The 20,533-nt window shown below is 60.0% G+C and carries 19 protein-coding genes; 13 read left to right on the plus strand and 6 right to left on the minus strand.

Translation table 11 applies throughout. The annotated features are described in order from the left end of the window. The first annotated feature begins 159 nt into the window (after window positions 1-159). Window positions 160-2,307: an ergothioneine biosynthesis protein EgtB gene (gene egtB, locus ACYZT5_RS05205; RefSeq protein WP_462050109.1), complete on the plus strand. Its 2,148-nt coding sequence runs from the start codon at window positions 160-162 to the stop codon at window positions 2,305-2,307. Window positions 2,308-2,592: 285 nt separating this feature from the next. Here egtB and ACYZT5_RS05210 read toward each other — a convergent pair whose 3' ends face one another. After that, a complete protein-coding gene (locus ACYZT5_RS05210) occupies window positions 2,593-2,790 on the minus strand; it encodes a hypothetical protein (RefSeq protein ID WP_462050110.1) in 198 nt (65 codons plus the stop codon). Between ACYZT5_RS05210 and ACYZT5_RS05215 the strand changes: the two genes are divergently transcribed. Next, on the plus strand, window positions 2,789-3,706 hold the full coding sequence (locus ACYZT5_RS05215; RefSeq protein WP_462050111.1) for an alkene reductase: 918 nt from the start codon (window positions 2,789-2,791) through the stop codon (window positions 3,704-3,706). The two genes, ACYZT5_RS05210 and ACYZT5_RS05215, sit on opposite strands and share 2 nt — an antisense overlap. A gap of 160 nt (window positions 3,707-3,866) precedes the next feature. Next, window positions 3,867-4,169 carry an alcohol dehydrogenase catalytic domain-containing protein gene (locus tag ACYZT5_RS05220; protein ID WP_462050112.1) on the plus strand — a complete coding sequence of 101 codons (303 nt, stop codon included), beginning with the start codon at window positions 3,867-3,869 and terminating at the stop codon, window positions 4,167-4,169. A gap of 131 nt (window positions 4,170-4,300) precedes the next feature. Here ACYZT5_RS05220 and ACYZT5_RS05225 read toward each other — a convergent pair whose 3' ends face one another. The 4 genes from ACYZT5_RS05225 to ACYZT5_RS05240 form a co-directional block, all read right to left on the minus strand. Then, a complete protein-coding gene (locus ACYZT5_RS05225; RefSeq protein WP_462050113.1) occupies window positions 4,301-5,092 on the minus strand; it encodes an SDR family NAD(P)-dependent oxidoreductase in 792 nt (263 codons plus the stop codon). Between the two features lie 24 nt (window positions 5,093-5,116). After that, the gene (locus ACYZT5_RS05230) at window positions 5,117-6,154 is read right to left on the minus strand and encodes a polysaccharide deacetylase family protein (protein ID WP_462050114.1); all 1,038 of its coding nucleotides are present in this window, start codon (window positions 6,152-6,154) and stop codon (window positions 5,117-5,119) included. Between the two features lie 13 nt (window positions 6,155-6,167). Continuing rightward, the gene (locus ACYZT5_RS05235) at window positions 6,168-6,728 is read right to left on the minus strand and encodes an ester cyclase (protein ID WP_462052192.1); all 561 of its coding nucleotides are present in this window, start codon (window positions 6,726-6,728) and stop codon (window positions 6,168-6,170) included. A 171-nt stretch (window positions 6,729-6,899) separates the two neighbouring features. Then, the gene (locus ACYZT5_RS05240; protein WP_462050115.1) at window positions 6,900-8,045 is read right to left on the minus strand and encodes an alkene reductase; all 1,146 of its coding nucleotides are present in this window, start codon (window positions 8,043-8,045) and stop codon (window positions 6,900-6,902) included. Window positions 8,046-8,173: 128 nt separating this feature from the next. Between ACYZT5_RS05240 and ACYZT5_RS05245 the strand changes: the two genes are divergently transcribed. Further along, on the plus strand, window positions 8,174-9,061 hold the full coding sequence (locus ACYZT5_RS05245) for a LysR substrate-binding domain-containing protein (protein WP_462050116.1): 888 nt from the start codon (window positions 8,174-8,176) through the stop codon (window positions 9,059-9,061). Window positions 9,062-9,201: 140 nt separating this feature from the next. Here ACYZT5_RS05245 and ACYZT5_RS05250 read toward each other — a convergent pair whose 3' ends face one another. Continuing rightward, window positions 9,202-10,518, minus strand: coding sequence for an L-fuconate dehydratase (locus ACYZT5_RS05250; RefSeq protein WP_462050117.1), 1,317 nt, complete (start codon window positions 10,516-10,518; stop codon window positions 9,202-9,204). A gap of 101 nt (window positions 10,519-10,619) precedes the next feature. Between ACYZT5_RS05250 and ACYZT5_RS05255 the strand changes: the two genes are divergently transcribed. From ACYZT5_RS05255 to ACYZT5_RS05295, 9 genes are all read left to right on the plus strand, one after another. After that, on the plus strand, window positions 10,620-11,573 hold the full coding sequence (locus ACYZT5_RS05255; protein ID WP_462050118.1) for a LysR family transcriptional regulator: 954 nt from the start codon (window positions 10,620-10,622) through the stop codon (window positions 11,571-11,573). Window positions 11,574-11,637: 64 nt separating this feature from the next. Continuing rightward, window positions 11,638-12,600, plus strand: a complete 963-nt coding sequence (locus ACYZT5_RS05260; RefSeq protein WP_462050119.1) for a LysR family transcriptional regulator — start codon at window positions 11,638-11,640, stop codon at window positions 12,598-12,600. Window positions 12,601-12,764: 164 nt separating this feature from the next. Beyond that, window positions 12,765-14,312, plus strand: a complete 1,548-nt coding sequence (locus ACYZT5_RS05265) for a UxaA family hydrolase (RefSeq protein ID WP_462050120.1) — start codon at window positions 12,765-12,767, stop codon at window positions 14,310-14,312. A gap of 37 nt (window positions 14,313-14,349) precedes the next feature. Then, window positions 14,350-15,930 (plus strand): aldehyde dehydrogenase (NADP(+)), encoded by a 1,581-nt coding sequence (locus ACYZT5_RS05270; RefSeq protein ID WP_462050121.1) that lies wholly within the window; start codon window positions 14,350-14,352, stop codon window positions 15,928-15,930. 16 nt (window positions 15,931-15,946) lie between these two features. Then, on the plus strand, window positions 15,947-17,005 hold the full coding sequence (locus ACYZT5_RS05275) for an Ldh family oxidoreductase (protein ID WP_462050122.1): 1,059 nt from the start codon (window positions 15,947-15,949) through the stop codon (window positions 17,003-17,005). Between the two features lie 26 nt (window positions 17,006-17,031). Next, complete coding sequence (locus ACYZT5_RS05280) at window positions 17,032-18,249, plus strand: fumarylacetoacetate hydrolase family protein (RefSeq protein ID WP_462050123.1); 1,218 nt, start codon at window positions 17,032-17,034, stop codon at window positions 18,247-18,249. A gap of 94 nt (window positions 18,250-18,343) precedes the next feature. Continuing rightward, complete coding sequence (locus tag ACYZT5_RS05285; protein ID WP_462050124.1) at window positions 18,344-19,660, plus strand: MFS transporter; 1,317 nt, start codon at window positions 18,344-18,346, stop codon at window positions 19,658-19,660. 373 nt (window positions 19,661-20,033) lie between these two features. After that, the gene (locus ACYZT5_RS05290) at window positions 20,034-20,174 is read left to right on the plus strand and encodes a hypothetical protein (RefSeq protein WP_462050125.1); all 141 of its coding nucleotides are present in this window, start codon (window positions 20,034-20,036) and stop codon (window positions 20,172-20,174) included. Window positions 20,175-20,179: 5 nt separating this feature from the next. Further along, complete coding sequence (locus ACYZT5_RS05295) at window positions 20,180-20,467, plus strand: hypothetical protein (protein WP_462050126.1); 288 nt, start codon at window positions 20,180-20,182, stop codon at window positions 20,465-20,467. Window positions 20,468-20,533: the final 66 nt, after the last annotated feature.

Raw genomic sequence — 20,533 nt, forward strand, 5'->3', positions numbered from 1 at the left:
GCGCTTACGAGCAGTCACGCTATCGCTTTTCGGGTCGGGACGAGGTGTACAAGCACTTCGCCCTGGCTCGGTTATGGAAAAACGTACGAAGCCCTGTCTCCTCCGGAAATACGAGGATCGACAGACCAGCGCAACGACGATTCACCGGAGACAAACCTGATGACCAGCACCTCAAGCGAGCTACGCGACCTCCCCGCCAGTAGTGCACTTCTCAAGCGCTACCAAACTATTCGCAACCGTACAGAGAGCCTGATTGCACCGCTCAGCCCCGAGGACATGGTCGTCCAGTCAATGCCTGATGCCAGCCCCGCCAAGTGGCACATGGCGCACACCACCTGGTTTTTCGAGACGTTTCTGCTGGCTGAAAATGTCGTTGACTACCAGCCGTTCGATCCGGCGTTCGGTTACTTGTTCAATTCCTATTACGAGGCTATCGGCCCCCGTCATCCCCGACCACAACGCGGGTTGATGACACGTCCGACCGTGGATGAGGTGCTGAACTACCGCAAGCATGTCGACGAACACATGCATGCTTTGCTGGAGTTGGCATTGCCCGACGGCACCGCCGAATTGATCGAGCTGGGTCTGGCCCATGAGGAGCAGCATCAAGAGCTGTTGCTGATGGACATCCTGCATTTGTTCAGTACTTCCTCTCTCAAGCCAGCCTATGACTCGCGCTGGTGCAAAGACCTCCCCGGGCGTCGCGGCCAGTTCAAGCCGCTCCAGGGCGGACTGACCGAAATGGGTCATAAGGGCAGGGGGTTCGCCTTCGACAACGAAGGCCCAAGACATACCACTTACCTGCAATCCTTCGAAATCAGCGACCGCCTGGTGACCAACGGTGAATGGCTGGCCTTCATGGCGGACAGCGGCTACAGCAGAGCCAGCCTATGGCTATCAGACGGTTGGGCGGTCGTGCAGCAAAACGGCTGGAACGCGCCGCTGTATTGGCAGCACGACGGCAAGGGCTGGCGGCAGATGACCTTGCGCGGCCTGGAAACCATCGACCCGACGGCTCCGGTGATCAGCATCAGCTATTACGAAGCCGCTGCGTTTGCCCAATGGGCCGATGCACGCCTGCCGACCGAAACCGAGTGGGAAGCCGCTGCTGAAGCCGGTCTGCTGGAACAAGTCGATAACGTGGCCTGGCAGTGGACACAAAGTGCGTACAACGCCTACCCGGGATTCCGCCCGGCGGACAGCGCGGTGGGCGAATACAACGGCAAGTTCATGATCAACGTGATGGTGTTGCGTGGCGGTGCCAGCATCACCTCACCAGGCCATGCCCGCTCGACCTATCGCAACTTTTTCGGCCCGGACAAGCGCTGGATGTTCTCCGGTTTGCGTCTGGCCCGGGATGCGCGTCAGCCCGGTGCGGTGAACAACCACGACAGTGAATTTGGTCGTGATGTCATCGGCGGTTTGTCGGCCCCGGTGAAAAGCCTGTCACCCAAATACTTCTACGATGCCACGGGCTCCGAGCTGTTCGAGGCTATCTGCGAGACGGCCGAGTACTACCCGACACGTGCCGAAACCGGTCTGCTGACCCGGGTTGCGCAACAGATTGCCGATGAGATTCCAGTGGGCGCGGCTCTGGTGGAGTTCGGCAGCGGCGCCAGCGAGAAAACCCGTCTGCTGCTTGACGCCGCGCCACAAATTGCGCTGTACGTGCCCATCGACATCAGCGCCAATGCGCTGAAAAAAGCCGCCGCGCTGCTGACAAAGCAGTACAAACAATTGAAGGTCGTGCCGCTGATCGATGATTTCACCCGTGCGCTGAAATTGCCGGCCGAAGCGGCTGGGCACACCTGCGTAGGGTTCTTCCCCGGTTCGACCATTGGCAATTTCACTTATGATCAAGCGGTGAAATTCTTGTGTTCGGCCCACACGTTATTGGGTGATGAGGCAAACTTCATCGTTGGCGTGGATCTGGTCAAGGATGCCGACATCCTGGTCGCTGCTTACGACGACGGAGAAGGGGTGACCGCACGGTTCAACAAGAACCTGCTGACCCGCATCAATCGTGAACTCGATGGTGATTTCAACGTCGATGACTTCGACCATCTGGCGCTGTGGAACGACACCGACGAGCGCATGGAAATGCATCTGGTGAGCCGCCGCGAACAAGTGGTCAAAGTCGCCGGGCACACCTTCCACTTCAGCGATGGCGAACGTCTGCATACCGAGAACTCGCACAAATTCACCGTCGAGTCCTTCACCGAACTGGCGGCGCGTGCAGGCTGGTCGGTGAGCGGTTACTGGGTGAGCGAAACGCCGCAGGTCGTGTTGTTCAATTTGAAGGCGTGATTGTCGTGTGGTCAACACGATAGTGAAAACGGAGCGAGGCTGGGCGACGGCTGCGATGTGCAATCGATGTTCCGCGGCTTCGGCCAGGCTGTCGGTGTTGGTCACCGCGCGGAAGTAACGCAGGTGTACGAGCCAATTTCGCCTTCCATGCTTTTCAGGTATGCACACCACTAACAAAGTCTTTTTCAGCACCGCAAGAAGTCCCTAGATTTGGTTTCAAGCCCGGTATCGCTTTGTCGGCCTCCCTTAAAGACACTTCGGAAAGGCTTCGATATCTCTTTGCGGTCAATGGGCAAGCACCCGCGACGCATCGCCAGCCCGGCCGACATCAGTGACGCGATTGCTTTTCTGGGCCAGTGGCGCGGCGCGCAGGATCACCGGCGGGATGCTGCGTGTGGATGGCGGTTCCAAGCTCTGAGTGAATAACCACCCCGATTTGAACAGCTGGGCGCATTGGTGCCGGGCAATGGAGATTGTTGTCATGACTACTGCACGTGAACTCTTCGAGGCCCTTCGCTTTGGTGCGATCGACCTTACTCATCGAGCCATCCATGCCCCTACGACGCGATTACGCGCCGAGACGGATGAAAGCCCAAGCGCAATGATGATTGAGTACTACAGCGAGCGTGCTTCAAAAGGCGGCTTGCAGATTACTGAAAGCGCCCACCCCTCCCATGACAGTCGTGGCTACCCTGGCTCCCCGGGCATTTACACCCAGACACACGTTGATGCCTGGCGCAAAATCACTGACGCGGTTCACGCCAAAGGCAGCAAGATTGTCATGCAAATCGCCCACTACGGTCGTCAGTCCCATGTTGACCTGAGCGAAGGCAGAGCGCCCATTGCACCCTCTGTGGTTCCATTTGAAACCCAGGTACTGACCCAGGACGGCTGGGTGCCAAACTCACCTCATCGGGCGCTCGAACTTTGGGAGATTCCGGTGTTGGTGGAGTCTTTCCGTATGGCCGCCATGCGGGCAAAGGAAGCAGGGTTTGATGGTGTGGAGTTGCACCACGGCAATGGTTATCTGGTTGACACCTTCCTTCAGAATGGAACCAACAAACGCACCGATGCCTATGGAGGGAGTCTGGAAAATCGCGTCCGTTTTTCTCTCGAAATACTGGAAGCGATGATCTCGGTGTGGGGCCCTGGCCGGGTTGGTATCCGCGTCTCGCCAAGCGGGCAGTGGGGAAATATCTCGGACAGTAACCCTGAAGCGACTTTTGGCTATTTCGCCGCGCGGCTCAATGAGTATGAACTGGCTTACCTGCACATCATCGAGCCGCGCATCAAGGGCACGGAGGTGTCCCAGCGACCGGTGGCAGCCGCCACGCTGCGTAATATCTTCCGCGGACCGATCATCGAAAATGACTATCTCGCTTTTCCATTCGCAACCTGATGGTTGAGACGCTGGAGCCGGAACTGTCACCGGTCATCTGCATGACCGGCCTCTGAGTTCCAGGGGCTACGAAGGCGTTACCAACGCATGGCGCTACGAGGCCGACCTGAAAATCCTCTTTCGCTTTTCTGAAAAACACCCCGGTGCTCAAGGAGTATGTATGTCTCGCATCATCGGTTTCACTCAATATGGCGGCCCGCAAGTCCTCACCTATTCGGATATCGATGTGCCGGCACAGGCCAGCGATGAAGTACGTATCCAGGTTAAGGCCATTGTTCTTATTCGAGCTGAATCCATGTGGCGCAACGGGGCCTATGTTGAGCCGGTTCATCTCCCTGCAAGGCTGGGTTACGAGAGCGCCGGGGTTGTCGAGGCGGTCGATGACAAGGTGAATCATGTCGCCGTCGGTGACCGGGTCAGTACCGCACCTACCTTTTCACAGAACTACGGTATCCGACGCTGATAGGGCAGGAAGTAATAAGGTCTTCAGCCCAAATCATCGGCCTGGGTGAATCGACAGTCAGTCTGAGGTTAAGTGATATCGCCCGCGGCCGTGGAATCGCAAGTCGACGACCGCACCGAACTCTGGTCTATTTAATGAAGGCCCATGTTTTTGGTTGCTATTCCACCAATCTTCGTTACCAGCGATCGCGGAAGAAATCTTGGCAATAACATGCCCAGTCGGACGCTGATGCGTGTGGGATATGCGACGTTCTTGCCTTGATCGAAGGCATCAAGTGTCTTTTGAACCACCGACTCTGAACTGTCCATGTTCTTCGCAGATAGAGTGGTTGTGGTTCCTGCAAAAAAATTGGTTGCTGTCGGGCCAGGACACGCGGCCATCACACGAACACCGTCGCCGGCCAGCTCGTAGCTCAGCGCTTCGCTAAAATGGAGAACGAAGGCCTTAGTCGCGGCGTAGGTGGCCATCGCCGGGAGCGGCTGAAAACTAGCGTTTGAGGCGATATTGATGATGCCGCCCTTTCGACGATCTTTCATCCCACGGCCAAACAGGTAGGCGAGGGAGACGAGCGCCTGAACGTTAACCTGGATTTCGGCTTGTTTCTGCTCCAGTTCGTGCGACAGAAAACTACCGCTCAATCCTAACCCGGCGTTGTTGACTAGCAGGTCTACTTGAATTGCGCGGTGTTCAAGTTCGGTCGCAATCCAGTTCGTGGCATCTGGGTCAGCGAGGTCGGCATTGAGTGCAACGCATTGAACTCCGTATCTATCAGACAGTCGTTTTGCCAAACTATCCAATGCGTCTAGGGAACGTGCAACCAGCACAAGGTTCATGCCACGAGCAGCAAGATGCTCTGCAAAGACTTCGCCAATTCCTTTGGACGCCCCTGTGACCAACGCTGTCGATCCGCGATAATTAAACATTTTGCATTTACCTTTAGTAGATTTTTACACTGTTTCGGCTTCGCGCAGGGTCAGCGGGCTGTTCAGGATGTAGCGCGCAATTTCGTCCTTGCGCATGAACGCGACACCTGGCCGGCTCTTGGCGTAACGCAGAAACTCGTCCCAGACCCGCGCCATCTGCGGCGAGCCGCTGATGCGGTCATGCGCGCTGACCGACATCATGCGGCGGCGTGTGCCGGCTTCTTCGTAGAGCTGATCGAAGTCCAATTTGATCTGTTCAAGGAACTGAGACGGCGAATAGTTACGGCCTTCGATCAGTAGGATGTCGTTGTTACGCAGCGTATACGGCACCACGACGAAGTCCTTGCCGTTGACCTGTTCGATAAAAGGCTCATCGCGGCTCAGATCGTCGATGTGGTAGACGTAGCCCAACTCTTGTAGCAGCGACAGCGTATTCGGACCACGCCGCAGCCAGTTGCAGTTGTAGCCAATCGGACGCTGACCCGTGACTTCTTCGACCATGCTGGCTGCCTGGACGAGGAACTGCTTCTCTTCCTCGCGGCTCATCGCATATTGGGAGCTCCATCTAGGGCCGTGTCCGGCCGCTTCATGGCCGCGCGCCACGATCTCTCTTGCCAGTTCAGGATGCCGCTGAGCGGCCTCGCCGATCATGTGCGAGGTCACCTTGACCTGGTGGCGATCCCACAGATCGAGCATGCGCGGAACTCCCTCGCGATAGCCGTAGGCGAACCAGGTGTTGGCTGCTAGATCCGATGGAATGTCTGGCGGAAAATCGACCTTGGGGAACGGACTGTCCGTACCTTTGGACGGCTGTCCACCCGCCTCAAATTGCATGGAAATGGAAACGACCAGCCGAATGTCGTCAGGCCAGAACTGACCATGGCGTGGCGTAGCCGCGAGCTTTGGCGTGGAGGGTGCAGCTTGCGCGGCTGCGACGGTAGGGAACACCGCACTCGCAGCAAGGACGCCCGCTGTCGCCCCGGCTCGATTGAGAAACGTCCGGCGACTGACTTGCTCCGATGCATTCGGGCCGTCAGCTATGGGTTCATGATCAAACTTCATCAGTGCGATCTCCTTACTTGGCAATCAAGCCGAGTTGTTGCAGCAGGGTCAGGTTGTCTTCGAGATGCCAGTTCTCAGCGATGCGACCTTCGACGACGCGGTAGATATCGGTCGCGATGAAGTCGATCGGCTGCCCTTTGCCCTGGACGCCCTTGAACTGGCCGGTAAAGTGGCCGGAGAAACGCAAATGAGCGATGACTCGGTCACCGACCACCATCATCTGCTCGACCTCGCACTGGATATCGGGAATAGCCGCATGCATCATTTTCGATGCCGCGAGCGGTCCGGCGATGCCTTGAGGGCGACCTGGAGGCAGCGTGGAATCCTTGAAGTCGGGTGCCAGGGCGGCGCGCGCGAGAGCTTCGTCGCCGGTGGTCCAGAACGTGTCATAGCGGCGTGCGGCCAGGATCTGCGCCTCGACCTGTGCCCGAGGAAGACTATGGTCGACGATCACGGATTGGGGCTGGACGAGCAAATCGGTCGCGGCGAAGGCGGGGGGCACCGCGGCGGTGATCAGTAAAGTGAACAGCCAAGAACCTGCACGGGGCAGGCGGGCAACAGGCGAAAGCGACATGAGGATTCTCCATTCGAAAGGTAGTGACGGATGCACGGTCGAACTGCAACTCGTCGGCAGGTCGATAAAAGCCCGGCGTTCCGGTTGCTGCGGTAAGTTCGTTTCAGGATTCGGCCAGATTTTTGAGTTCGTCGACATGGCGTCCTCGCTTCTGCTTCGAAAGGTTGCTGTTCAGCAAACAACTTCCAGTTCACTGGCTGCGCCGGCCCGACTTGAATCGCTCCAGCTGGGATAGTCGCTATAGCCGCGCTCACTGCCTCCGAACAGCGTGTTGCTATCGAGCATGGCCAGCGGCAAGCTCTCGGCGAGCCGGCGCGGCAGGTCCGGGTTGGCCACGAACGGCCGGCCGAACGCGACCAGGTCGGCATAGCCCTTGCCAATTACCCAGTTGGCGCGATCCAGATCGTACTTGCCGGCAACGATGATTGGCCGTTGGAAGCGCGCCCGGATGTCGACTCGGAACGCCTCCGTGAACTGCGGTGCGTCGTCCCAATCGGCTTCGACCAGATGCAGGTAGGCAATGCCAAGCGTTTGCAGGAACGAGATGGCGTCGAGAATCGTCGGCAGAATGTCGGGGCAGGCCATACCGCGTGCTGTCAGAAACGGTGCTAGCCGAATGGCAGTGCGCTCGGCACCCACTTCGTCTGCGACAGCACTGACCACTTCTCTGAGGAATCGCAACCGATTTTCGCGAGAGCCGCCGTATTCGTCAGTGCGGGTGTTGGCTGTAGTGCGCAGGAATTGATCCACAAGGTAGCCGTTCGCACCGTGGATTTCGACGCCGTCGAAGCCCGCCTCTACAGCGTTGCGCGCTCCGACGCGGAAGTCTTTAACGATGTCGTGGATTTCCGCTCTCCCAAGTGCGCGCGGCGTCGGGCAATCCACCATCTCGCCTTGACCGGTCGCAGGATCCACCTTCCAGATTTGTCCTTCGAATGAAACTGCCGAAGGCGCGACCGGCAACTCCCCATTGTGGAAGTCGGGATGGGACATCCGACCGACATGCCACAGCTGAAGAAAGATGCGTCCACCCGCGGCATGCACGGCATCCGTGATAAGTCGCCATCCTGCTATCTGCTCTTTGCTATGAATGCCTGGGGTAAAAGAATATCCCTTACCTTGCGGTGAGATCTGCGTCGCTTCCGAGACGATCAGAGCGGCCGAAGCACGTTGCGCATAGTAATGGGCGTTCATCGCGTTGGGCACGTCACCAGGTTGTGTACTGCGAGCACGCGTCATCGGCGCCATCACCACGCGGTGAGGTACGTTGTGTTCGGCAACAAAGGTCGATGTGAACAGGGGTGAAGAGGCTGTCATGGCAAGACTCCAGAAGCTGGGCGTAGTCGAACAGAGGTTTTCTGATCGGGTGCGGCCAGTGTTATCTCTTGCCTTGAGTATGAGAATATGGCTATCAGTAGATAGATTATTGAACAGGGGTTGATAATATGCTGGATGATCTCAACGAACTTCGTACCTTTCAGCGGATCCTGGTGTGCGGCAGCCTGTCAGCGGCCGCGCGCGATTTAGGTGTGGGGCTCGCCGTGGTCAGCAAGCGGCTCATGGCACTGGAGCGGCGAGCCGGACAGCGGCTGATCAATCGAACCACTCGCACACTGTCCGCTACCGACGAGGGCTTGGCCCTGATCGCTCATGTCGATCGCATACTCGAGGAGTTGGACGCTGCGGAGTCACGAATGACCGTAGGCGGTGAAGAGCCGTTCGGTCTGCTGCGGGTCAGCTCGCCCGTTTCCTTCGGGCGCATTCACTTGGTACCGTTGGTGGCTGAACTGGTCGAACGCCATCCGAAGCTTGATATCGAACTTAGGCTCGACGACCGGCTTGTCGATCTGACGTATGAGCGGATCGATGTTGCGGTGCGCATTGGCCAGCCTCGAGATAGCAGCGCCATCATGCGCAAGCTTGCTGACAATCACCGGATCCTCGTTGCCGCACCTGCGTATCTCGAACGTCATGGGGAGCCTGAATGCGCCCGCGATCTTGATCGTCATTGGTGTCTACGCTACGACGATCTCTCCATGCCATGGCGCCTGGAAGGTCCGCGAAACGAAGTCATCGATTTTCAGCCACGCTCCCGGCTTCAGGCCAATAGCGGCGATGCCGTGCGGGATTGGGCGATCGGTGGCCTCGGTGTGATGCTCAAGTCCAGGGTCGACGTTGCGGCCGATCTTGCCATCGGCCGCCTGGTACATATCCTGCGTGACTGGCACAGTGCGTCCGCACCTATCTATGCACTGCTTCCTTCCAGACGCTTTACTCCGACAAAAACGAGGACGTTTCTCGACGCGATCAGCACCCGACTCGCAGATCTTTAGTTGCGGCGCGGTGCGTCGATGCAATCAGTCAATGCCTGCGTTCGCCTCAAAGTGATAGGGCCTAAGTGCTTGGAACAATCACAACGAGTCGGCTTCAAGCGGGTATCAACGTTCCTTTGACGGTTGCCGCGGCGTGGCGATCAGGCGCGGGCGATATCGATCCACACCTGTCCGTTGGGATACTGGTAGCGCTCCAGGGTTTCAGCGGTCATTTCGATGCTGTAGCCCGGACGCTGCGGTGGGATGTAGCGGCCGCGGCGGATCACCACCGGGTCGAGGAAGTGCTCGTGCAGGTGGTCGACGTATTCGAGTACACGGTTGTGCAGCGAGGCCGAGACGGCGATGTAGTCGAACAGGGCGATGTGCTGCACGTACTCGCACAAACCGACACCACCGCCATGGGGGCAGACCGGCACGTTGAACTTGGCGGCCATCAGCAACACGATCAATACCTCGTTGAGACCACCCAAGCGAGCCGCGTCCAACTGGCAGAAGTCCAGTGCGCCGGCCTGGAACATCTGCTTGAACATCACCCGGTTGTGGCAATGCTCACCGGTGGCGACGCCGATCGGTGCGATGCGCTGGCGGATGCTGGCATGGCCGAGGATGTCGTCGGGGCTGGTCGGCTCTTCGATCCACAGCGGTTCGAACGCCGCCAGGCGGCGCATATTAGCCACCGATTCATCGACGCCCCAGACCTGGTTGGCGTCCATCATCAGGGTACGTTCCCAGCCGATTTCTTCGCGCAAAATCGTGGCGCGGCGGATGTCGTCTTCCAGGTTGGCGCCGATTTTCTGCTTGATGTGGGTCCAGCCATCCTCGACCGCTTCGCGGGCCAGTTGGCGCATTTTTTCTTCACTGTAGCCGAGCCAGCCCGGAGCGGTGGTGTAACCGGGGTAGCCTTCGCGCAACATTTGCGCCTCACGCTGGGCCTTGCCCGGCATCTGGCGACGCAGCAGGGCGATGGCTTCCTCGGGGGTTAGCACGTCGGTGACGTAGCTGAAGTCCAGGCAGCGCACCACTTGTTCCGGCGTCATGTCGGCCAACAGCTTCCACACGGGCTTGTCTTCATGTTTGGCCCACAGGTCCCAGACGGCGTTGACGATGGCCGCGGTGGCCAGGTGGATCACACCTTTTTCCGGGCCCAACCAGCGCAGTTGGCTGTCGCCCACGGTGATGTTGTGCCAGAAGGCGCCCATGTCGGCAACGATCTCTTCCAGGGTCAGGCCGACCACCATCGGTGCCAGGGATTGCACGGCCGCCACACAGATCTCGTTGCCACGGCCGATGGTGAACGTCAGGCCGTGGCCTTCAAGGCCGGCAGGGGCGTCGGTGTGCAGCACGACGTAGGACGCGGAGTAATCCGGCGCGCTATTCATCGCATCGGATCCGTCCAGCGACAGGGACGTGGGGAAACGGATGTCGCGAACGCTCAGCTGGGTGATTCGAATGCTCATGGTGGGCTCTTGTGCTCGATGACCAGTTGGAGACTCGACTGTAGGTCGCCAAGCGATACATGCATAATCACGGTTTCCTAAGTAGGGATACCGGATTTGATATGTCTCCCAATCCAGAAGTCACCACGCTCACGCCACGTAACCTCGGTGCCCTGAAAATTTCCAGCCGGCAGATCACCTTGCTCAATGCCCTGGGTGAGTTCGGCAACCTGCGCCGGGCGGCCACGGCGATGCACACCACGCAACCGGCCGCCAGCCTGCTGTTGCAGCAACTGGAAGAGCGCCTCGGTGTGCGCCTGTTCGAACGCTTGCCGCGCGGCATGCAGCCGACCCTTTATGGCGAGGTGATGATCCGCTACGCCCAAGGCGCGCTGCATGAGTTCGAGCATGCCCAGGCGCAGATCGCGGAACTGGAGCGCGGGGCGATGGGACGGGTGCGCGTCGGCAGCGTGATGGGGCCGGTGCCCCGGCTGCTGACCAAAGCGGTGCTGGCGTACAAGCGCGATTACCCCAAAGTGCGGATTTCCATTGAGGTGGGCACCAGCGACACCTTGCTGCCGGCCTTGCTGCGCGGCGATTTCGATGTGGTGCTGGGGCGCTTGCCGGACCAGAGCGACAGTCAGGACCTGGACATCGAGCTGTTCGACAACGGCGAGCAGATGCGCGTGATCGCCCGGATTGGTCACCCGTTGGCGGGTTCCTCGCCATTGCAGTTGACCGACTTGATCGCATTGACCTGGATCCTGCACCCCATCGGCAGCCCCATGCGCCGCCGGGTGGAAACTGCCCTGCAGGCCGGCGGTATGGTGCAGTCGCTGGACATTGTTGAAACCGCTTCGATCCTGGCGACCACCGCGATGCTCGAGGCTTCGGACATGATCGCGGTGGTGCCTAATGACGTTGCCGAGCATTATGCGCGCTATGGCATGGTCGCTATCTTGCCGGTCGAGCTGCCGATCTCCATGGTCAATATCGGCCTGCTGACCTTGCGTTCCCGGCCAAGGTCGGTGGCGTTGAATACGCTGCTGCAGTATTTGCGGGGGCAATCGCTTTGACTTTACAGGCACCTCGTAATACCTGACAGGCGCTGCACACCACCTTCAAGAGGCACTGACCCCGATGCCGTCGGACATTACCCATTCCAGCTTCTGCAACTGGGTGCGCTTCAAGCACCTGGTGCTGATCGACACCCTGGCGCGCACGCGCAACATGCACGCCACCGCCATACGGATGAACCTTAGCCAGCCAGCCTTGAGCAAGATGCTGCGTGACCTGGAGGAGCAGTTCGGTTTTGCCCTGTTCCAGCGCCTGCCTCGCAGCATGCCGCCCACGGAGCTAGGCGAGCACGTGGTGCGCTACGCCCAAGGTGCGTTGGCCGATTCACACAAATTCGTCGACCAGGTCAACCGGCTGCGCAAAGGCGGCCATGGCTTTCTCAAGGTGGGCGGGATTTTCGCGGCAACCTCGGTGGTGCTGCCCGAAGCTATCGTCGCGATCAAGGCGCGCAGCCCTTTGCTGTCGATCGAAGTGGTGGAGCAGTCCAGCGATCATTTGCTCACCATGCTTGAGCAAAACAAGCTCGACCTGATGATCGGCCGCTTCACCGAAGAGCGTTACAGCCAGGTCTTCGACTTCGAGCCGTTGGAGCCGGAGCCGTTCAGCCTGGTGGTCAACAGCAGCCATCCGCTAAACGAGCTGGATTGCACACCGCTTGAAGCGCTGGGCCAGTGGCCGTGGGTGCTGTACCCGGTTGGTACGCCGATTCGCGATCGCCTGGAATTGGCGTTCAAGGCCGCTGGCATCGCCTCACCGGCGGACAGCGTCGAAACCATCTCCATGCAGATGTTCCTGCAATTGCTGCATTCGGGTCCGTTGATCGCCATGCTGCCCAGATCCATGGTGGCAGCGCAGCTGGACAGCGGCCAGTTCAAAGAGCTGCAGACCCCGCTGCGCCTGGCACCACTGGAGTACGGCATCATCACCCGCAAGTACGAGCCGCTGACGGGTTCGGCCCGGGAGTTCGCCGACATCCTGCTCGATTTCGCGCGTCAACGACGGGAGGAGGAAGGGGCGACTGATTGATTCACCGAGGTCAATAAGGCAATTCGATAACGTGAGGTTATCGATTGATCGGATCATCTCATTGGGAATGTTCAGGCGGGGTCCATACAGTTATCGCAGATTCGCCTGTCACAGAACGGGCGACGCCATAACAAGAAGTCAGCCGTACTGCCCTGAGAGGTCCCATGCAACTGATTGCCAGAACTCGGACCAGCGACCCTGCCGTGATCCGCCTCAACCCCTTGGACAACGTAGTGATTGCACGGCAGGCCCTGCCTGAAGGCCTGGGCCTGGAAGCCGAAGCGATCACCGTGCGCCAGCTGATTCCCTCCGGGCACAAAGTCGCTACCCAACGCGTGGAGCAGGGCCAGCCCCTGCGCCGCTATGGGCAAATCATCGGTTTTGCCTCGCAGCTCATCGAAGCCGGCGATCACGTGCATGTGCACAATGTGGAGATGGGCGACTTTGCCCGTGACTACGCCTTCGGCGTCGACGCCCACACCCTGCCAAGCACCGAAGCTGTCTTCCAGGGCATCGTGCGTGCCGATGGCCGCGTCGCGACCCGCAACTACGTAGGCATTCTTACTTCGGTAAATTGCTCGGCGACCGTGGCCCGGGCCGTGGCCGATTATTTTCGTCGGGACATCCACCCCGAGGCGCTGGCCGCCTTCCCGAACATCGACGGGGTAGTGGCGCTGACCCACGGCGCCGGTTGCGCAGTGGACCCCAACGGCGAGGCCTTGGGTCTGTTGCGCCGCACGCTCGGTGGCTACGCCGTACACCCTAACTTTGCTGCGGTGCTGATCATCGGCCTGGGTTGTGAAACCAACCAGATCGAGAGCCTGCTCGAGACTCAGGGGCTCAAGGCCAGCGATCAGTTGCGCGCCTTCACCATACAAGGCGTAGGCGGCACTTCGAAAACCATCGCCAGTGGCATCGAGCAGGTCAAGGCATTGCTGTCAAAGGCCAACCAGGTGCAGCGCGAGCCGGTCAGCGCTCGCCACTTGATCGTCGGCCTGCAATGCGGCGGCTCGGACGGTTACTCGGGCATCACTGCAAACCCGGCGCTCGGTAATGCCGTTGACCGCCTAGTGGCGGCGGGTGGCACCGCGATTCTCTCGGAAACCCCGGAAATCTATGGCGCCGAGCATTTGCTGACGCGCCGCGCCGTGAGCCGCGAGGTGGGGGAAAAACTCATCGCGCGCATCCACTGGTGGGAAGACTACTGCCAGCGCATGAACGCCGAACTGAACAACAACCCCTCGGCTGGCAACAAGGCCGGTGGCCTGACTACCATCCTCGAGAAATCCCTGGGCGCGGTGGCCAAAGCCGGCTCCAGCAACCTGGTGGATGTGTACCTGTACGCCGAAGCGGTCCGGGCCAAGGGCCTGGTGTTCATGGACACCCCGGGCTACGACCCGGTTTCGGCCACCGGCCAGGTCGCCGGCGGCGCCAACCTGATCGCCTTCACCACCGGCCGGGGCTCGGCCTACGGCTGCGCGCCGGCACCTTCGATCAAGCTGGCGACCAACAACCGGGTGTTCGAGCACCAGGAAGAAGACATGGACGTGAACTGCGGCGGAATCGCCGACGGTTCTACCAGCATTGAAGAGCGCGGCGCCTACATCTTCGAACAGATGCTGCGCATTGCTTCCGGCGAGCGCAGCAAAAGCGAACAACACGGTTATGGGCAGAACGAGTTCGTGCCCTGGCAGATCGGTGCCGTGACCTGATTGACAGCCCTGCAAACATTCACGAGGCGAAAAGCACATGCAAGTTTCCGGATACAACTTTATCGCGGGGCAGCGCAGCGCCCTGGGCGACACCCTGGTCTTCAGCGTCGACGCCTTTACCGGCGAACGACTGCCAGGCGCTTTCCATCAGGCTACCCTGGCGGAGGTCGATACGGCGGTGGCGGCTGCCAGCGCGGCATTCCCACTGTTTCGCAACCTGTCGGCGGTACGCCGGGCGGAATTTCTTGAAGCCATCGCCGACGAGCTCGACGCCCTGGGCGAGGATTTTATCGCATTGACCTGCCAGGAAACGGCGCTGCCGAGCGCCCGTATTCAGGGTGAGCGCGGTCGTACCAGTGGCCAGATGCGCCTGTTTGCCCAAGTACTGCGCCGTGGCGACTTCTATGGTGCACGCATCGACCAGGAACTGCCGGCACGCACGCCCTTGCCGCGCACTGACTTGCGCCAGTACCGCATCGGTGTCGGCCCGGTGGCGGTATTTGGTGCCAGCAACTTTCCCCTGGCGTTCTCCACGGCCGGAGGTGATACCGCCGCCGCCCTGGCCGCTGGTTGTCCGGTGGTCTTCAAGGCCCATAGCGGCCACATGGCCACGGCCGAGCGGGTGGCCGAAGCGCTGATCCGCGCCGCCGAGCGCACCGGCATGCCGGCCGGCGTGTTTAACATGATCTTCGGTGCCGGCGTCGGCGAGGCGCTGGTCAAGCACCCGGGCATCCAGGCGGTGGGCTTTACCGGCTCGCTGAAGGGCGGCCGTGCCCTGTGCGACATGGCGGCCGCTCGGCCGCAACCGATCCCGGTGTTTGCCGAGATGTCGAGCATCAATCCGGTGGTGGTCTTGCCACAGGCCCTGGCCAACCGCGGCGCGCAGATGGCAAAGGAACTGACCGCCTCGGTGGTGCAGGGCTGTGGCCAGTTCTGCACCAATCCTGGCCTGGTGCTGGGTATTCGCTCACCGGCGTTCAGCACCTTTATTGAGCGCTTGACCGGGCATATGGCCGAGCAGGCGCCGCAGACCATGCTCAATGCCGGCACCTTGAACAGCTACGGGAAAGGCTTGCAGGCGTTGCTTGCTCACCCGGGCATCAAACGCTTGAGCGGCCTGGCGCAAACGGGCAACCAGGCGCAGCCACAGCTGTTCGAGGCCGACATCAGCCTGTTGCTGGAACAGGATGAGCTGCTGCAGGAAGAGGTCTTCGGCCCTTGCACAGTGGTCGTCCAGGTGGCGGACGAGGCTGAATTGTTACGCGCCGTCGGCGCCTTGCGTGGTCAGCTCACGGCCACGCTGCTGGCCGACAACGATGACCTGGCCGCATTCGGTCAACTGTTCGGCGCGCTGGAAGTGAAGGTCGGTCGAGTGCTGCTCAACGGCTACCCGACCGGTGTCGAGGTGTGCGATGCCATGGTCCACGGTGGCCCATACCCGGCTACTTCCGATGCCCGCGGCACCTCGGTCGGTACGCTGGCTATCGATCGCTTCCTGCGTCCGGTGTGCTACCAGAACGTGCCCGATGCGTTTCTGCCCGATGCCTTGAAGAACGCCAACCCACTGGGCATACAGCGCCTGGTCGATGGCAAGCACAGCACAGCGACCTTGGATTGATCACGGAGCAGCAAGCATGACTGACGCCAAACGCTACGACGCACAAACGCTCACCACGTTCGTCGAGCAACTGTTCGAAAAGGCCGGTGCCGATGTCGAGGTCGCCCAGGTGGTGACCCGGGTGCTGCTCGAAGGTGAGCTGCTGGGCCATCGCACCCACGGCCTCAACCTGGTGAGCCGCTACATCGGCGGCATGCTGACAGGGCAGGTCAAGGCCAGTGCCCAGTTGCTCGAGCAGGTCTCGGACAGCGGCATTTCCGCCCTGTTCGACGGCCACTATGTGCTCGGCCCTTATTGTGTCAGCCGCGCCCTGGACTGCGCGGCCAAGGGCGCCACGGAGCAGGGCATCGGCATCGCCGTGGTGCGCCGTGCCTCGCACATCGGTTGCCTGGCCGCTTACCTGAAGCCCTTCACTGACCGTGGCCTGGTGGCGATGGTGTACTCCTCGGACCCGTCGGTGGGACTGGTGTGCGCCCATGGCGGGATCGACCCGATCTACACGCCCAACCCGATTGCCGCCGGTATCCCGACCCGGGGCGAGCCGATTCTGCTGGATGTGAGCATGTCCACCGTAACCCTGGGCCTGATCGGCCAGTGCCGCGATGCTGGCAGCACACTGCCGCACCCGGTGCTGATGAGCAATGAGGGTCAACTGAGCAACGACCCGGCCGACTTCTTTACCACTCCGCCGGGCAGCATTCTGCCCCTGGGCGGCCAGGCCTTCGGCCACAAAGGTTTTGCCCTGGCCATTCTGGTCGAAGCCCTGACCTCGGGGTTGGCCGGCCATGGGCGCAAGGACGCTCCGGACCAGTGGGGCGCCTCGGCCACGGCCGTGGTGATTGACCCGCGCTTCTTCGGCGGGCTGGAAGCCTTCACCGACGAAAGTTCGTTCCTGAGCAAGCTGATCCTGGCCAGCCGTCCGGTAGACCCCGAGCGCCCGGTGCGCTTGCCTGGCCAGGCCGGCCTGAAGCTGCGCGAGCAAGCCCTGCTCGACGGCGTGAGCCTGTCGCAGAAGGTGGTCGACGAACTCAATCAGACCGCCGGGCAGTTGCAGCTGCCAGCACTTTCTCAATGACTGAACACGACAACAAGAGTGCGGACATGACAAACGTATCGAGAGCACAAGCACCGCTGCAGTTGAGCAACAACGCCGCCGTATTCAATACCGGCAGCTGGGTCGGACGCGTCTGGTTGCCCGGCCAGGGGCCGGCAGTGGTGCTGGTCCAGGCCGGCGCCGTGCACGATATCAGTGCCCATGTGGCGACGGTCTCGGCCTTGCTTGAAGTGGCTGACCCTGTGGCGTATCTGCGTGCATTACCCTTGACCCAGGCCCTGATTGAGTTGCCCGCGTTGCTGGACAACAGCGACCCGAGCCTGCGCGATGAAAACTTGCCATGGCTGCTGGCGCCAATCGACCTGCAAGCGGTCAAGGCCGCTGGCGTGACTTTCGCCGCCAGCCTGCTGGAGCGTGTGGTCGAAGAGCAGGCCAAGGGTGATCCGGCCAAGGCCGACGCGATCCGCGACACCCTGGCCAGCCGCATTGGCGCCGACCTTTCGCAAATCGTCCCAGGCTCGGCCCAGGCCGAAGCCTTGCGCAAGGTGCTGGTGGAGCAGGGCCTGTGGTCCCAGTATCTGGAAGTGGGCATCGGCCCGGACGCCGAAGTCTTCACCAAGGCCCAGCCGATGTCGGCGGTCGGCCACGGCGCCGACATCGGCATTCACCCCAAGTCGAGCTGGAACAACCCGGAACCGGAAGTGGTGCTGGCGGTGTCGAGCAACGGTAACATTCAGGGTGCCATGCTCGGCAACGACGTCAACCTGCGCGACTTCGAAGGGCGCAGCGCCTTGCTGCTGTCCAAGGCCAAGGACAACAACGCCTCCACCTCGCTTGGGCCATTGCTGCGCCTGTTCGACGAGACTTTCAACCTGGATGACGTGCGTAATGCGGAAGTGGATTTGCGCGTCGAAGGCCAGGACGGTTTCATCCTGGAAGGCCGCAGTTCCATGCGCCAGATCAGCCGCGACCCGCTCGACCTGGTCCAGCAGACCCTCAATGAAAACCATCAATATCCCGACGGCCTGGTGCTGTTTCTCGGTACCCTGTTCGCCCCCAAACAGGATCGAGACCAGCCGGGCAACGGTTTCACCCACAAGCTGGGCGACATGGTGGCCATCAGCAACGCGCAACTGGGCACCCTGAGCAACCGTGTGACCACCAGCGACCAGGCGCCGCAGTGGGACTTCGGCTTGCGCTCGCTGATTGACAGCCTGAGTCGGCGTGGCCTGCTCGAGGCGGCCGTGACGGCACGCCAGCCCTGATTTTTTTCGTTATACCCCAGGGATGAGTGTGCCATCGGTTGAAGGATCGCCCCGGCATTGAAACCGCTGCAATAACAATAATAAAGGCCATCAGATGAACCCACTGAAGAAGTATCAAAGCATCACCGTTGTCTTCTTGCTGTTGATCGGCATGGTCAACTACCTGGACCGTAGTGCGCTGTCGATCGCCAATACCTCGATCCAGAAGGACATGATGATCAGCCCCTCGCAGATGGGCATTCTGTTGTCGGCCTTCTCCATCGCCTACGCCTTTGCGCAGTTGCCGATGGGCCTGATCATCGACCGCCTGGGCAGCAAGATCGCCCTGGGCGCCTCATTGCTGGCCTGGTCGGTGGCTCAGTCGACGTTCGGCATGGTCAACAGCTTTGCCGGCTTCATGGGCCTGCGCGTGTTGCTGGGGATTGGCGAGGCACCTATGTTCCCCTCGGCGGCCAAGGCCCTGTCCGAATGGTTCGATGCCAACGAGCGCGGCACGCCGACCGGGATCGTCTGGTCGTCGACCTGTCTGGGCCCATGCCTGGCGCCGCCCTTGCTGACACTGTTCATGGTCAACTTCGGCTGGCGCGGCATGTTCATCATTACCGGTGCGCTTGGTATCGTCCTGGCCGTGTGCTGGTTGACCTTCTACAAGAGCAAGGCGCAGTACCTGGCCGAGCTCGCGGCTGAAGGCAAACCATTGCCGACCGAGAAAAAGCCCCAAGTGCAAGCGGCCAATTCGCAGGCACCGAAGGTCTCCTACTTTGCCGGCTGGCTCGACCTGTTCAAGCACCGCAGCACCTGGGGTGCAGTCCTGGGCTTCATGGGCGTGATCTACATGCTGTGGCTGCACCTGACCTGGCTGCCCGGTTACTTCGAGCGCGAGCATGGCATGAACCTGTACAAGACCGCCTGGCTGGTGTCGTTGGCCTATGGCTTCGGCGCGGTGGGCACCATCGTCGCCGGGCGCTTCTGCGACAGGTTGGTGCGCCGTGGCATGAGCATCCTGGCCAGCCGCAAATTCGGCGTGATCACGGGCCTGGTGCTGGCTGCGCTCTTCACCTTGCCGCTGTCGTATGTCACGGGTCTTACCGGTTGCATTATCCTGCTGTGCCTGGCGCTGTTCAGCATCAACATGGCCAGCGCCACGGCCTGGATGATCGTCAATACCATCGTCGACAGCCGCCGGGTGGCCTCGTTTGGTTCGATCCAGAACTTCGGCGGCTACATCGCCGGTTCCGTCGCGCCGATCGTCACCGGCTTCAGCATCCAGTACTCGGGTTCGTTCAATACCGCGTTCATGATCAGTGCGGTGGTGGCGCTGTGTTCGGCCCTGGCGTACTTCCTGCTGCTCAACGCGCCGATCAGTAATGCCGAGCCTGCACCTGAGCACATCGTTGGTGTGACCGAGTAAGGGTCTTAAGTCATCGGCGGCAGGGGGTTCCTGACGGTCGCGCTGGTTCAACGTATCCGTTGAGGCAGTCGAGCAGCGGGATCTAACTGCCCATCGAACGGACTGGAGGAGGGCGATGCTGAGTTACCAGTGTCCGAAGCAATTTGTAAAAAATTAATGCTTTGCAAGCTCAAAAACATGTACTTCCTCCAGTACATCGAAAGTGTTGAATTCATAAAAAATTCAATATTTTCAAGGAGAAAGAGCACGGATTTCAGTCTCGTTTCCCGCTCCAAGCATTAAAAAATGGACCTCTGAAAAGAGGTCCTTTTTTTTCGTCCAAAGAAAAGTTTTTCTTTCCCTTCAGACGCGCTCAAACAATGGATGGGTGCTGTTGAAGCAGTTGGTGTTGCGTATCCGCCCGCTTGCGAAAATCGATTGCGTTGGCGATGTTACCGGCGCCTTGCATACCTGGCAGCAGAGTGACTATCAGATGGTAATGGCCGACTCCATCCACCTGATGCCGGCGGTGTAAGCCTGTTGCAAACGATTCGTGAACTGGATCAGAACATACCGCTGATCATGGTCACCGGGCCCGCGGCACAACCGACCTTGAATCTGGGCGGAATCCAGCTCTTTTTCAAACCTCGAGCCAAAAGCCTTTCACGCAGATTGTTGCTTAATGAAACGTTTCATCTAGCAAAAAATTGCATGCGCAAGCGCTTGCGTAAACAAATTTATCTGACTAGAGTCCTTTTCGATCAGGTCACCCGAGGCGCCATTATCGGCAGTGACCCAAGAAGAAAAACAAAAAAAGCTCAGGGATAAAAATGGACATCTTGTCTGGCCAGATAATCCACCTTCTCTTTCGTTTCGTTCAAAAAACCACGTCGA

The organism is Pseudomonas sp. LB3P14, from assembly GCF_054898045.1.

Excerpts from the sequence above, each read along its gene's own strand:
- egtB (WP_462050109.1), top strand. The coding sequence starts at position 160 with ATGACCAGCACCTCAAGCGAGCTACGCGACCTCCCCGCCAGTAGTGCA.
- ACYZT5_RS05215 (WP_462050111.1), top strand. The coding sequence starts at position 2,789 with ATGACTACTGCACGTGAACTCTTCGAGGCCCTTCGCTTTGGTGCGATC.
- ACYZT5_RS05210 (WP_462050110.1), bottom strand. The coding sequence starts at position 2,790 with ATGACAACAATCTCCATTGCCCGGCACCAATGCGCCCAGCTGTTCAAA.
- ACYZT5_RS05220 (WP_462050112.1), top strand. The coding sequence starts at position 3,867 with ATGTCTCGCATCATCGGTTTCACTCAATATGGCGGCCCGCAAGTCCTC.
- ACYZT5_RS05225 (WP_462050113.1), bottom strand. The coding sequence starts at position 5,092 with ATGTTTAATTATCGCGGATCGACAGCGTTGGTCACAGGGGCGTCCAAA.
- ACYZT5_RS05230 (WP_462050114.1), bottom strand. The coding sequence starts at position 6,154 with ATGAAGTTTGATCATGAACCCATAGCTGACGGCCCGAATGCATCGGAG.
- ACYZT5_RS05235 (WP_462052192.1), bottom strand. The coding sequence starts at position 6,728 with ATGTCGCTTTCGCCTGTTGCCCGCCTGCCCCGTGCAGGTTCTTGGCTG.
- ACYZT5_RS05240 (WP_462050115.1), bottom strand. The coding sequence starts at position 8,045 with ATGACAGCCTCTTCACCCCTGTTCACATCGACCTTTGTTGCCGAACAC.
- ACYZT5_RS05245 (WP_462050116.1), top strand. The coding sequence starts at position 8,174 with ATGCTGGATGATCTCAACGAACTTCGTACCTTTCAGCGGATCCTGGTG.
- ACYZT5_RS05250 (WP_462050117.1), bottom strand. The coding sequence starts at position 10,518 with ATGAGCATTCGAATCACCCAGCTGAGCGTTCGCGACATCCGTTTCCCC.
- ACYZT5_RS05255 (WP_462050118.1), top strand. The coding sequence starts at position 10,620 with ATGTCTCCCAATCCAGAAGTCACCACGCTCACGCCACGTAACCTCGGT.
- ACYZT5_RS05260 (WP_462050119.1), top strand. The coding sequence starts at position 11,638 with ATGCCGTCGGACATTACCCATTCCAGCTTCTGCAACTGGGTGCGCTTC.
- ACYZT5_RS05265 (WP_462050120.1), top strand. The coding sequence starts at position 12,765 with ATGCAACTGATTGCCAGAACTCGGACCAGCGACCCTGCCGTGATCCGC.
- ACYZT5_RS05270 (WP_462050121.1), top strand. The coding sequence starts at position 14,350 with ATGCAAGTTTCCGGATACAACTTTATCGCGGGGCAGCGCAGCGCCCTG.
- ACYZT5_RS05275 (WP_462050122.1), top strand. The coding sequence starts at position 15,947 with ATGACTGACGCCAAACGCTACGACGCACAAACGCTCACCACGTTCGTC.
- ACYZT5_RS05280 (WP_462050123.1), top strand. The coding sequence starts at position 17,032 with ATGACAAACGTATCGAGAGCACAAGCACCGCTGCAGTTGAGCAACAAC.
- ACYZT5_RS05285 (WP_462050124.1), top strand. The coding sequence starts at position 18,344 with ATGAACCCACTGAAGAAGTATCAAAGCATCACCGTTGTCTTCTTGCTG.